The sequence below is a fragment of the Pseudomonas sp. RL_105y_Pfl2_101 genome, assembly GCF_963970585.1.
Lineage (GTDB): Bacteria > Pseudomonadota > Gammaproteobacteria > Pseudomonadales > Pseudomonadaceae > Aquipseudomonas.
Window position 1 is genome coordinate 84460 of the sequence record NZ_CAXAPG010000021.1, and the last position, 12207, is coordinate 96666.

At 59.9% G+C, this 12207-nt stretch carries 11 protein-coding genes; 2 read left to right on the forward strand and 9 right to left on the reverse strand.

Annotation, left to right across the window (positions count from 1 at the left end; genetic code table 11):
- Positions 1-9: 9 nt before the first annotated feature.
- The 3 genes from AACY31_RS20185 to kdgD all read right to left on the reverse strand — a co-directional run bounded on the left by AACY31_RS20185 (position 10) and on the right by kdgD (position 3959).
- Complete coding sequence (locus AACY31_RS20185) at positions 10-1374, reverse strand: MFS transporter (protein ID WP_339479007.1); 1365 nt, start codon at positions 1372-1374, stop codon at positions 10-12.
- Between the two features lie 98 nt (positions 1375-1472).
- Entirely contained in the window at positions 1473-2918 is a 1446-nt protein-coding gene (locus tag AACY31_RS20190) for an aldehyde dehydrogenase family protein (RefSeq protein ID WP_339479009.1), read from the reverse strand.
- 129 nt (positions 2919-3047) lie between these two features.
- Positions 3048-3959 carry a 5-dehydro-4-deoxyglucarate dehydratase gene (gene kdgD / locus AACY31_RS20195; protein WP_339479010.1) on the reverse strand — a complete coding sequence of 304 codons (912 nt, stop codon included), beginning with the start codon at positions 3957-3959 and terminating at the stop codon, positions 3048-3050.
- A 372-nt stretch (positions 3960-4331) separates the two neighbouring features.
- Between kdgD and AACY31_RS20200 the strand changes: the two genes are divergently transcribed.
- Entirely contained in the window at positions 4332-4688 is a 357-nt protein-coding gene (locus AACY31_RS20200; RefSeq protein WP_189664601.1) for a hypothetical protein, read from the forward strand.
- An 83-nt stretch (positions 4689-4771) separates the two neighbouring features.
- Here AACY31_RS20200 and AACY31_RS20205 read toward each other — a convergent pair whose 3' ends face one another.
- From AACY31_RS20205 to AACY31_RS20220, 4 genes are all read right to left on the reverse strand, one after another.
- Complete coding sequence (locus tag AACY31_RS20205) at positions 4772-5518, reverse strand: FadR/GntR family transcriptional regulator (RefSeq protein ID WP_003197797.1); 747 nt, start codon at positions 5516-5518, stop codon at positions 4772-4774.
- 277 nt (positions 5519-5795) lie between these two features.
- Positions 5796-7523, reverse strand: coding sequence for an ABC transporter ATP-binding protein/permease (locus tag AACY31_RS20210; RefSeq protein WP_339479014.1), 1728 nt, complete (start codon positions 7521-7523; stop codon positions 5796-5798).
- Between the two features lie 91 nt (positions 7524-7614).
- Positions 7615-8175 (reverse strand): response regulator transcription factor, encoded by a 561-nt coding sequence (locus tag AACY31_RS20215; protein ID WP_339479016.1) that lies wholly within the window; start codon positions 8173-8175, stop codon positions 7615-7617.
- Positions 8168-9430: an ATP-binding protein gene (locus AACY31_RS20220; protein ID WP_339479017.1), complete on the reverse strand. Its 1263-nt coding sequence runs from the start codon at positions 9428-9430 to the stop codon at positions 8168-8170. The genes AACY31_RS20215 and AACY31_RS20220 overlap by 8 nt, the downstream gene beginning before the upstream one ends.
- Before the next feature lie 240 nt (positions 9431-9670).
- Between AACY31_RS20220 and AACY31_RS20225 the strand changes: the two genes are divergently transcribed.
- Positions 9671-10387, forward strand: coding sequence for an SIMPL domain-containing protein (locus AACY31_RS20225; protein ID WP_339479018.1), 717 nt, complete (start codon positions 9671-9673; stop codon positions 10385-10387).
- Positions 10388-10483: 96 nt separating this feature from the next.
- Here AACY31_RS20225 and AACY31_RS20230 read toward each other — a convergent pair whose 3' ends face one another.
- Positions 10484-10729: a hypothetical protein gene (locus AACY31_RS20230; protein WP_339479019.1), complete on the reverse strand. Its 246-nt coding sequence runs from the start codon at positions 10727-10729 to the stop codon at positions 10484-10486.
- Between the two features lie 134 nt (positions 10730-10863).
- Positions 10864-11247 (reverse strand): DUF6124 family protein, encoded by a 384-nt coding sequence (locus AACY31_RS20235; RefSeq protein WP_339492360.1) that lies wholly within the window; start codon positions 11245-11247, stop codon positions 10864-10866.
- Positions 11248-12207 lie beyond the last annotated feature (960 nt).

Genomic DNA, 12207 nt, shown 5'->3' on the forward strand with positions numbered 1-12207 from the left:
GCCGCTCCTTCAGGATTTAGCTTCAGACAGGCTGGAAAATTGATCACCCTTGGCCGTGGGTTCTTTGAGCACGACACGTTTGATCGGCCCCACGATGACCAGGTAGCTGAACACCGCCACCAGCGCGTTGCAGCCGACAAACACCAGCGCCCACTTGAACGAGCCGGTAGCGTTGATGATGTAGCCGATGACGATTGGTGTGGTGATCGATGCCAGGTTACCGAAGGTGTTGAACAGGCCACCGCTCAAACCGGCGATCTGTTTTGGCGAAGTATCGGAGACCACGGCCCAGCCCAGTGCGCCGACGCCTTTACCGAAGAAGGCCAGGGCCATGAAGCCCACCACCATCCATTCGATGTCCACGTAGTTGCACGCCACGATGCTGCTGGACACCAGCAGGCCAGCGATGATCGGCGCCTTGCGGGCGAAAGTCAGCGAGTGGCCCTTGCGCAGCAGGTAGTCGGAAATCACCCCGCCCAGCACGCCGCCGATGAAACCGCAGATCGCCGGCAGGGACGCGATGAAACCAGCCTTGAGGATGGTCATGCCGCGCTCCTGCACCAGGTACACCGGGAACCAGGTCAGGAAGAAGTAGGTGATGCCGTTGATGCAGTACTGGCCCAGATACACGCCGAGCATCATGCGGTTGGTCAGCAGTTGGCGGATGTAATCCCACTTCGGACCGTCGGTGTTCTTATCCTTGCCCTTATCCTGGTCCATGTCGACCATCGCCCCATTAGCGGCGATGTAATTGAACTCGGCCTCGTTGATCATCGGGTGCTGACGCGGGCTGTGGATAATTTTCAGCCAGACCAGCGAGAACACGATACCGACCACGCCCATCACGATGAACACGTGCTGCCAGCCGAAGCGGTAGACAATCCAGCCCATCAGCGGTGCAAACAACACCGTCGCGAAATACTGGGCCGAGTTGAAAATCGCCGAAGCGGTGCCGCGTTCAGCGGTGGGGAACCAGGCCGCGACGATGCGGGCGTTGCCTGGGAAGGAAGGCGCCTCGGCCAGCCCAACCAGAAAACGCAACATGAACAGCGCCACCACGGCGGTGGAGACACCGAACTCACCGACATAGCCTTGCAGCACGGTGAACAGCGACCAAGTGAAGATGCTCAAAGCATAGATTTTTTTTGACCCGAACCGGTCAAGCAGCCAGCCGCCCGGAATCTGCCCGGCCACGTAGGCCCAGCCGAAGGCGGAGAAGATATAACCGAGGGTAACGGCATCGATGCCGAGGTCTTTCTGCAGGCTGGAGCCGGCGATAGCGATGGTTGCGCGGTCGGCGTAATTGATCGTCGTCACCAAAAACAGCATGAGCAGGATCAAACAGCGGACGCGAGTCGGCTTGGTTTCTTGCATGTAAATCTACTTCCACTCATTATTTTTATACGGGTCAGCGCGGTGTTACGCCCTGTAGGAGCTGTCGAGTGCAGCTCCTACAAGGGTGTTGCGCTGTATCAGGAGCCGATGTAGGAAGTCTTCACCACGGTGTAGAACTCTTGCGCGTAGCGACCTTGCTCACGCGAACCATAGGACGAGCCTTTGCGCCCGCCGAATGGCACGTGATAATCCACGCCGGCGGTCGGTAGGTTGACCATCACCATGCCTGCCTGGGAATGGCGCTTGAAGTGGTTGGCATACTTCAGCGACGTGGTGGCGATACCAGCCGACAGACCGAACTCGGTGTCGTTGGCCATCGCCAGTGCCGCCTCGTAGTCAGCCACGCGCACCACGTTGGCCACCGGGCCGAAGATCTCTTCGCGGCTGATGCGCATCGAGGCTTCGCTGTCGGCGAACAGGGTCGGCGCCAGGAAGTAACCTTCAGTGTCGCACGTCACCAAACCACCACCGCTGACCAGCCGTGCACCTTCGCTCTGGCCGATATCAATGTACTTCAAGTCCTGGCTGAGCTGAGCTTCGGAAACCACCGGGCCGATATCAGTGCCCGCCTTCAATGCATGACCCACCTTGATCGACTGCATGCGCTCGGCCATGGCCTCGACGAACGTGTCATGGATACCGGCGGTGACGATCAGGCGACTTGAAGCCGTGCAACGCTGCCCGGTGGAGTAGAACGCGCTCTGCACCGCCAGTTCGACAGCCTGCTTGAGGTCGGCGTCATCGAGGATGATCTGCGGGTTCTTGCCGCCCATCTCCAACTGCACCTTGGCCTGGCGCGACACGCAGTTGACGGCGATCTGCCGCCCCACGCCCACCGAACCGGTAAAGCTGATGCCGTCGACTTTCGGGCTATTGACCAGCACTTCGCCAACCACACGGCCGCTGCCCATCACCAGATTGAACGCACCCGCCGGGAAACCGGCACGGGAAATGATCTCGGCCAGGGCCCAGGCACAGCCCGGCACCAGCTCGGCGGGCTTGATCACCACGCAGTTGCCGTAGGCCAGGGCCGGGGCGATTTTCCACGCCGGAATGGCGATCGGGAAATTCCACGGCGTGATCAGGCCGACCACGCCGAGGGCTTCGCGGGTAACTTCAACATTGACGCCTGGGCGCACCGACGGTACGTAATCGCCCGACAGGCGCAGGCATTCACCGGCGAAGAATTTGAAAATGTTGCCGGCGCGGGTCACTTCGCCAATGGCTTCGGGCAGGGTCTTGCCCTCTTCCCGGGCCAGCAGTTGGCCGAGCTCTTCACGGCGGGCGAGGATCTCGCTGCCGACTTTGTCTAGCGCATCATGACGGGCCTGAATGCCCGAGGTCGACCAGGCCGGGAAGGCGACGCGGGCGGCTTCGATGGCGGCATTGACTTGCGCTGCGTCAGCCTTGGCGTACTCACCGATGACATCGGACAAATCAGACGGGTTGATGTTGGTGCAGTAGTCAGCACCGGCCACCCACTGACCATTGATGTAGTTATCGAAACGCTTTGAATCTGCCACGGAGCTACTCCTTCTACAAAAGCGGTCTAGGAACGCAGAACGTCCCTGGCTGCGCTTCCACGCGATGCGTGGGAACGATCAAGCCTTACGCAAAAAGCCGCTGATTGCTCAGCGGCCTTATCGGGTCTGTTACTGCTTGCCTTGCTTGTCGATCAGCGCGGCCAGGGCTTCGTATTCTTCGGGCAACAGGTCGGTCAGCGGCGTGCGCACAGGGCCCGCGTCATAACCAACGATCTTCGCGCCAGCCTTGACGATGCTCACCGCGTAACCGGCCTTGCGGTTGCGGATGTCCAGGTACGGCAGGAAGAAGTCGTCGATGATCTTGCCGACAGTCTCGTGATCGTCACGGGCAATGGCGTGGTAGAAATCCATCGCGGTTTTCGGGATGAAGTTGAACACCGCCGAAGAGTAGACCGGCACGCCCAGGGCCTTGTAGGCCGCGGCGTAGACTTCAGCGGTCGGCAGGCCGCCCAGGTAGCTGAAACGATCGCCGAGGCGGCGACGGATCGACACCATCAGCTCGATATCGCCCAGGCCATCCTTGTAGCCGATCAGGTTCGGGCAGCGCTCGGCCAGTTGCTCCAGCAACGTGGCGTTCAGGCGGCAGACGTTGCGGTTGTACACCACCACGCCGATTTTCACCGATTTGCACACCGCTTCAACGTGGGCGGCAACGCCGTCCTGGCTGGCTTCGGTCAGGTAATGCGGCAGCAGCAACAGGCCCTTGGCACCCAGGCGCTCGGCTTCTTGGGCGTATTCGATGGCCTGGCGAGTGGCACCGCCAACACCGGCAAGGATTGGCACGCTGGTGGCGCAGGTATCGACGGCGGTCTTGATGACTTGGGAATACTCGCTGGCGGCCAGGGAGAAGAATTCACCGGTGCCGCCCGCAGCGAACAATGCAGAGGCGCCATACGGGGCCAGCCACTCGAGGCGCTTGATGTAGCTGTCGCGATTGAAATCGCCAAGGGCTGTGAAATCGGTGACCGGGAACGACAGCAGGCCCGACGAGAGGATGGACTTCAGTTCTTGTGGATTCATTATTCGAACACCCTGGACGCAAATGATGTGTTGTAGGAAACGGTTCAGCTTCATGCGAAGTTGTAGGTCATCGTACAACTTAAAATATGAACGTCAACTGCATTTCGTCTTTTGTCGGGTGTCGGGGTTGAGGCGTTTGTCGCAAAACCTTGTAAATCGGGCTTTTGAGCCGGAGGGAAAAGACTGACGAAACTTGCCGAACGAGCACTAGGACCGCTCATCGCGACTGTCAACTCTGTCAGTAGCCGCCGTTATGGCAAGGGGGCATAACCCAGGCATGGCTGTGCTGTGCACGGCCGTAGTCCCTTTCACAATCTTTTAAGTGAGTCGCCCGTACGCGACGATCAGGGCTGCCTCACAGGGAGTGACATCATGGCGAAGAGCTATGCGAAACCGACGCTCAAGGGTTTTCCAACCACAGGGGAAGTCACGATCAACTTGTCACAGGTAGAGACGTTGACCGTGAAGATTCCGGATGCAGATTTCGACCCCTACTCAAACGCCCGACTGACTCTGGGCGTCGGCTCGACGTCTCCAACTCCGGTAGGCGCGTTTACACCGCTGACCGAGGGCGAGGAAGGTACGCCCTGCAAGGATGTGACAATGACGCTAACCAATGCCGACTTGACAGCTTACATCGGCAAATTGGTTGAGCTTCGTTATGAGGTTAGCTACGAGAGCTGGGATCCCGATACATCCGAGCCGCAAATGTTGCGGGTCAAGGCGTAGTAGCCATCTCCGTGCGTTTGTCGGCTGGTAAGCGAGCAGCAACGCAGTATCTGTGTGACTCACCTCATCTCAACTGACAGCAGCTAGCCCTGTGCCTGCGCCTCTTCATGGGCCTGGCGCAGCCTTTCACGGCTGTTGGTCAGGTGCAGACGCATGGCCGCGCGGGCCGCCTCGGAGTCCTGGCGGGCGATGGCGTCGTAGATCTCCTCGTGCTCACGGCTCAGACGATTCATGTAGCGCTGCTGGTCATCGTGGGCCAAACGCGCCGAGTTCACCCGGGTACGTGGAATGATGCTGGTGCCCAGGTGAGTCATGATGTCAGTGAAGTAGCGATTGCCGGTGGACAGGGCGATTTCCAGGTGGAAGGCGAAGTCCGAGGCCACCGCATCGCTGGCGTGGGCGGCGCTTTCGTTCAAGGCGTCGAGGGCGGCGCGCATCGCGGCCAGTTGCTCGTCGCTGCGTCGCTGCGCCGCAAGCCCAGCGGATTCCACCTCCAGGCTGATGCGCAATTCCAGGATCGCCAGCACGTCACGCAAAGTGACCACCGTGGCCGGGTCGATGCGAAAACCGCTTGGGCTCGGCGTGTCCAGCACGAAAGTGCCAATGCCATGGCGCGTTTCCACCTGGCCGGCCGCCTGCAAGCGGGAAATCGCCTCGCGCACCACGGTACGGCTGACACCATGGGCTTCCATGATCGCTGACTCGGTGGGCAATTTATCGCCACGCTTGAGCAGGCCGTCGCGAATCTGCTCGGTCAACACCGTCACCAGCTCCTGCGCCAGGCTGCGACGCTTGCGGGGAAAGCGTGGTACTTCGATCGGGTTTTCCATGGGGCTGTGTCTCGGTAAACGGCTGAATGGCATCATCATAGCGCAACGTGGTTGTACGATCACCGTGGGTGCATCAATGAGTCTTGTGCAGGGGCCGGGTCGCCTCCATCGCGAGCAGGCTCGCTCCCACACTGAATCGGTTGTAGACGAAAACATCCGACTCACCACAAACCCTTGTGAAAGCAAGCTTGCTCGCGCTGGCGGCGGGTCAGCCACATCCATATCAACTGATACACCGCTATCGCGAGCAAGCCCGCTCCCACAGGTTTTGTGGTGCTCAGGCGGTCACTGCACGCTCCAGGAGTTGGCCATTTTCGATACGCACATGTCGTGGATGGAACCGTTTCAAACTGCTTCGGTGGCCAACGCTGACGATGCTCAGGCCCGGCAACTGGTCAATCAGCGCCTGGTACAGGGTCGCCTCGTCTTCTTCATCCATCGCCGACGTGGCTTCGTCCATGTACAACCATTGCGGTGCATAAAGCAATGCGCGGGCAAAGGCCAAGCGTTGCTGCTCGCCGGGCGAGAGCATGCGCTGCCAGTGGTTGCTTTCATCCAGCCGTGCAATCAGGTGGGGCAGGCGGCAGGTGTCTAGCACCTGGGCATAACGTTCGGTGGGATAGATATCGCCGGCCTGTGGATAACTCAATACCTCACGCAGGCTGCCAATCGGCAGATAAGGCTTCTGCGGCAGGAACAGGTAACGCGCCGCCGGAAGCCGGATCGTCCCGTGCCCTGCCGGCCATAAATGCCCCATCGCCCGCAGCAGTGTCGACTTGCCACTGCCCGAACGACCACTGAGCATCACCCGTTCGCCCGGCTCCACAGTCATGTCGGCGTTGTTGAGCAGATGGCGAGCGTCGGCCAGGTCCAGTCCCAGGTTGCGCACCTTCAACGCATCGCCCTGGTTTTGCACGTCAATGGCCGGCACGCGGTCTTCGTTGTCGCTCATGGCCTGGCGAAAGCTCAGTAGACGATCACAGGTGGCGCGCCACGCAGCGAGCTCGGCATAAGCGCTGATGAACCAGCTGAAGTTCTCTTGCACATTGCCGAAGGCCGAGTTGATCTGCATGAGCTCGCCCAACTGGATCTTGCCGGTGAAGTAGCGCGGCGCGGCGACAATGAACGGGAAAATAATCGCGATCTGGCCGTAGCCGGAGGTGAAGAACGTCAGGCGCTTGGACACCCGCATGATGTCCCAGAAGTTATGCCAGACCAGGCCGAAACGCCCGCTCAGGCGACGGTTCTCGTTCGGCTCGCCGTTGTACAGTGCAATGCTCTCGGCGTTTTCGCGTACCCGTACCATGGAGAAACGCAGGTCGGCTTCGAAGCGTTGCTGGTTGTTGTTCAGACCGATCAGACGTCGGCCGATCAGGTGCGTCAGCCAACTGCCCACCGCCGCATACACCAGCGCGCACCAGAACATGTAGCCCGGGATGGTGTAGCCGAACACTTCGAGGCTGCCTGATACGCCCCACAAAATGATCGAGAACGACACCAGGCTGACCACGGTGCGCAGCAATCCCAAGCCCAGGCTCAGGGTATTGGTGGTAAAACTGTTGAGGTCTTCGGAAATCCGCTGGTCCGGGTTGTCGGTATAACCGCCCTGCTCCAGTCGGTAATAGTTCTTGTCACTGAGCCAACGGGCGAAATGCTGCTCAGTGAGCCAGGCCCGCCAGCGGATGGTGAGCATCTGCGTGAGGTACAAGCGGTAGACAGCGCCCAGGATCGCCACCGCCGCGATGCCGCAGAAATACAGGATCAACTGCCAGAACGCCGCGCTGTCCTTCGCTTGCAGGGCGTTGTAGAAATCCTTGTACCAACTGTTGATCCACACCGAGATTGCCACGCTGAACAGTGACAGTGCGATCACGGCGATCAACAGCGTCCAGGCCTTGCCCTTCTCCTCACTGCGCCAGTACGGCGTGGTCATTTGCCAGACACGGCGGAAAAACTGCCCGCGCACCGCGTCATTGACCGCGGAATATTCAGCGTTCTGATTCATGGTTAAGGCTCAATAGGGAAAAAACTCGGGCCGATCATAAAACAACGGCCCGATGTGTCGCGAGGGTGGACAACACCTGTTCAGCGCAGGTTCAGCGGCGCACGGGCCGCTTCTGCAATTTGCGCTGCAAAGTCCGCCGGTGCATGCCCAAGGCGCGGGCCGTGGCGGAGATATTGCCTTCGTGCTCGGTCAGCACCCGCTGGATGTGCTCCCATTGCAGGCGATCCACCGACATGGGGTTTTCCGGCACCAGGGTGTCAAGGTCAGCGTGCTCGGACAACAGCGCCGCCAGTACATCATCGGCGTCCGCCGGTTTGCACAGGTAATTGCAGGCACCGCGCTTGATGGCTTCGACCGCCGTGGCGATGCTCGAATAACCGGTGAGGATCACCACGCGCATCTCCGGGTCCAGCTCCAACAGCTTGGGCAGCAGCACCAGGCCCGAGTCGCCGTCCATTTTCAGGTCCAGGGCGGCGTAGTCCGGCAGGTCGGCCTGGGCGATGATCAGGCCTTCCTCGGCAGAACCTGCGGTGCTGACGCGAAAACCGCGACGGGACATGGCCCGGGCCATGACGCGGGTAAACGTGGCGTCGTCATCTACCAGCAACAGGTGCGGCAGTTCTTCGCCGTCGACTTGGATCTCGTCACTCATGTTCGTCTCCTCGGTCGGCATGGGGCAGGCGCAGCTCGGTGAGCGTGCCGCCTTCCTCATGGGGGTAGAGTTTCACCGAGCCGCCGGCGCGTGTCACGCTGGCTTTGCTCAAAAACAGGCCCAGGCCGAAACCTTTGCCCTTGGTGGTATAGAACGGCTTACCGATCTGCTCGGCAATCGCCAGCGGTACACCGGCGCCGTGGTCGCGAATACTGATGGTCAGTTCATCGGCATTCCAGTCCAGCGCCACTTCCAGGCCTTCGGGGCAGGCATCGGCGGCGTTGTTCAACAGGTTCAGCAACGCCTGGGTCAGGTCCGGCGGCGGCGCCATGCGCGGCACTACGCCCTTGCCCAGGCACTGGAAGCGATAACTGGCTTCGGGGCGCATCAGGTGCCAGCGGTTCAGAGCATCGTCGAGCCAGAAGGTGACCGCCTGCATGTCGATGTCCAGCCGGCGATTGGCCTCGGCGGCGCGCACCAAGTATTGCAGGGTTTCCTTGCAGAGCTTGACTTGGTCCTGGAGCACACTGAGGTCGTCCTGCAGCGCCGGGTCGTGGTGATCCTGGCGCATCTCCTTGAGCAGCACGCTCATGGTCGCCAGCGGTGTACCCAACTCATGAGCGGCGCCAGCGGCCTGGGTCGCCACGGCCAACAACTGCTCGTCGCGCAGGCCCTCTTCGCGGCGAATGGCCCGCAGTTCTTCCTGGCGGCGCAGCTCCTCGGCCATGCGCGCGGCAAAAAAAGTGATGACCCCCGCGGCCAGGGCGAAACTCAGCCACATGCCGTAGATCTGCAGGTTTTCCCGGGCGATGGGGAACGTTTCCAGCGGGTAGAAGCGCGCCAGCAGCAAGGTGTACAGCGCCAGGGCGATGCCAGAAAGAATCAGCGAAAATCGCCACGGCAACGTCACGGCGGCGATGGTCAGTGGCACCAGGTAATAAGAGACGAAGGGGTTGGTGGAGCCGCCGGAGAAATACAGCAGCGCGCTATGGATAAACAAATCGCCGGCCAGCTGCACGGCATACTCCAGCTCGGTCACCGGCCATGAGGCACGCAGGCGAATCGCCGTCAGCGCACAGAGCACGCTGGAACAGACCAGGGTGATCGCCAGTTGCAGCCAGGGCAGCGGCAGCAGGTCGAACCAATAGGCGAGCCCCACGGAACCGGCCTGGGCCGCCAGGACCAGGATGCGGATGAACGTCAGGCGCCAGAGGTTCTGGCGAGAGGCGGAAGTCAGTTGCAAAGGGGCGAGCATGAGCTCTCCTGATGAGCGCTCCAGGCGAATCGCACGGAGTATAACCAAGGCGCGGCTTGCAGCGGCAGATATGCGGCAAAGCGCCACAGCCCCGGATGCTTGCTCCCTCGCCACAAAAGCTCCACCGACCTTCGCATCTGTATAGAAGTTGTAACTGTGCGAACCCACTCATAAAAGCTAGAGTCTTATCGTTCACGCAGGCCCGGAACCAACCCCTGCGCATCATTCCAAGGAGCTTTCATGCACACGTTCAGTCGCCCCGCTGCCCTGCTCGCCCTCAGCCTCGGCACCGTCGCCAGCCTGCCGGCCCTGGCCGCCGATGAGCTTCACTACAACCAGATCTCCCTGCGCGCCGAAGTCAGCCAGGAAGTGGCCCGCGACCTGATGATCGTCACCCTCTACACCGAGGAACAGAACACCGACCCGGCCAAACTCGCCGCCGCCGTCAGCACCACGCTGAACAAAGCCATCGGCCAGGCCAAGCAGGTCAAGGACATCAACCTGCGCCAAGGCAGCCGCAACAGCTACCCGGTCTACGACAACAAAGGCGGGAAAATCACCGGCTGGCGCGAGCGCGCCGAACTGCGCCTGGAAAGCGCCGACTTCGCCGCCCTGTCCAAACTCACTGGCGAACTGCTGGGCGACCTGAAAATGGCCGGCATGGACTTCGCCATCGCCACCGCCACCCGCAAAAGCAGCGAAGATGCCCTGCTCAAGGACGCCGTCAACGCCTTCAAGGCCCGCGCCCAACTGGCCACCGACGCCCTGGGCGGCAAGGGTTACAAAATCGTCAACCTGAACTTCAATACCAATGGTTATCCACAACCGTACATGCGCCCGCAGATGATGATGAAAGCGGCGTCGATGGATGCAGGGTCGGTTACGCCTGAAGTGGAAGCGGGCACCAGCCAGGTGTCGATGACGGCGGAAGGGATGGTTGAGGTGTTGATGCAGTAACCATTCGAGGGGGCGGGTCAATTGCACTCATGGCAATTGATCCGCCTGTTGTGGAAGGACCCCTTAGCCTGGCGACACGGTCCTTACATCACATTCTTATTTCAGCAAGGCAACGGCCGCTTTAGCGAGCTGGATGAACAATTCATCATCCTGCGCATCAAAATCGCCATCTCCGTCGGCATCTCCTTTTACGTCCACCTTGTCGTAGCGACCATTTTTCAACGAGGAGGACACAGAGGTTGAAAAATCAAGCTCCTTACCGCTGTAGAACTCAAATAGAACCTCAGGGCTACCGTCACGATCCAGGTCTTCGATAGATATGCGAATTTCTTTAGCGGCCATGATTACACCTCTTCCAATGAATTAAGCAATGACGGCATCGCTACAGAAGTGGAGCGCGCCTGGATCCAACCTACCTCCAGGTGCGCAGCGTCGCTACTGTCAGATCTGTCAGGTGTATGCCTGTACAGAGGCTCTCAAGGTGCTGGGCTCGCCGGCGCTTCCAACTGATCCAACGCCTTGTCAACCAGCAACTGGCACAACTCTACTAACTGATGAATCCCCAGCGCCACGCTGCGCCGCGTGCCCTCCACTTCAAAGGCCAGGTCCTCGGCCATGGCTTTTATCGAGGCCAGGGTTTCGGAGGTGCTGGTCAGTAGTGTGTCAGCGTCGGCTTTGGCGGTGACGGAGAACAGGCTGTCGATGCGCTGATCGGTGCTTGGCTCTGGAGCTTTTGGTTTGAGGTAATGATTGAGGGCGCGCTCGGCAGCGGCGCGGTCTTTGAGTAGGTCTTCGATGGCGTCGAAGCCGGAAAGGGGGTTGGTTTTGTTGAAGGGTGGGTCGGGGACTGACTTATCCATATGTAATACTCCTGTATAAAATTGGAACCATCCCTGTGTCGTTTCCACGCGACAATAGGTGGCAGCGGTACGCGGGGTGGAAATACCGGTTAACAGGACCCGGCCAGACCGAAGTCTGCCCACGCACAGCCGCCAAGACGCAGTTTGCAGACGAAATGAGACGTCGGCAACACGATGTTCAGCCATGCACTGTTAAAAGGTTCAGGTTTCCACACCCGGTCGCTGAATGGCAGCGACGTTCAAAGGTTAGAGAGCCCACTTCCGAGCGACAACCCTAAAAAGCTGTGGGATGTTTCCTTTCGGGGCCGGTGATCCTTCCGACAAAAATGAATGACTCATCACACCTCCTGGCGCTGCAACCCCCGTGACGAGGGAGATTGCTCCCGCTGGGCTGCGAAGCGGCCCCAAACCTGACACCTCGGTACGCCAGATGGATGCAGTCGCTGCTCTTGGGGCCGCTTCGCGCCCCAGCGGGAGCAATCTCCCTCGCCACGGGTTTGGTAGTCGGCGGGACATAGGCATATTGCTTCGACCTCTGCTGGGATCTTCTCAGAACGGACTCGTAAATATTTTTGACAGCTCAAAAAACAGCACGGGGAACTGTCCACGTTTTATGGAATGTGGACAGCGAAAGATTAGGTCTACTTGAAAAGTCAACATATTTTTCTTAGGCATGAAATGACCAACCTTCACACCAGGGCCTTCAGGCGACCTTCGCGAACAAATCCACACACAACTGATCGGGTACATCCGTGAAAAGATAGGCCGGCTACAAGGCCGCCTTCGCGAGCAGGCTCGCTCCCACAGTTTGATCGAAGTACAACCGGGAGAGACAGGTCGGCTGTCAGGCCGCCTCGCGAGCAAGCTTTGCTCCCACAGGTCCTGCTCAAACAGATCGGATGGGTGTACGACCGGGAGAACCAGGTCGGCTACTAGGCCGCCTCGTCGTGGACGTTGATC

What these genes read in the sequence shown, in the direction of transcription:
- AACY31_RS20205 (WP_003197797.1), bottom strand. Translation starts at nt 5,518, where the DNA reads ATGGAAAACCCGATCGAAGTACCACGCTTTCCCCGCAAGCGTCGCAGC.
- kdgD (WP_339479010.1), bottom strand. Translation starts at nt 3,959, where the DNA reads ATGAATCCACAAGAACTGAAGTCCATCCTCTCGTCGGGCCTGCTGTCG.
- AACY31_RS20185 (WP_339479007.1), bottom strand. Translation starts at nt 1,374, where the DNA reads ATGCAAGAAACCAAGCCGACTCGCGTCCGCTGTTTGATCCTGCTCATG.
- AACY31_RS20235 (WP_339492360.1), bottom strand. Translation starts at nt 11,247, where the DNA reads ATGGATAAGTCAGTCCCCGACCCACCCTTCAACAAAACCAACCCCCTT.
- AACY31_RS20210 (WP_339479014.1), bottom strand. Translation starts at nt 7,523, where the DNA reads ATGAATCAGAACGCTGAATATTCCGCGGTCAATGACGCGGTGCGCGGG.
- AACY31_RS20230 (WP_339479019.1), bottom strand. Translation starts at nt 10,729, where the DNA reads ATGGCCGCTAAAGAAATTCGCATATCTATCGAAGACCTGGATCGTGAC.
- AACY31_RS20200 (WP_189664601.1), top strand. Translation starts at nt 4,332, where the DNA reads ATGGCGAAGAGCTATGCGAAACCGACGCTCAAGGGTTTTCCAACCACA.
- AACY31_RS20220 (WP_339479017.1), bottom strand. Translation starts at nt 9,430, where the DNA reads ATGCTCGCCCCTTTGCAACTGACTTCCGCCTCTCGCCAGAACCTCTGG.
- AACY31_RS20215 (WP_339479016.1), bottom strand. Translation starts at nt 8,175, where the DNA reads ATGAGTGACGAGATCCAAGTCGACGGCGAAGAACTGCCGCACCTGTTG.
- AACY31_RS20225 (WP_339479018.1), top strand. Translation starts at nt 9,671, where the DNA reads ATGCACACGTTCAGTCGCCCCGCTGCCCTGCTCGCCCTCAGCCTCGGC.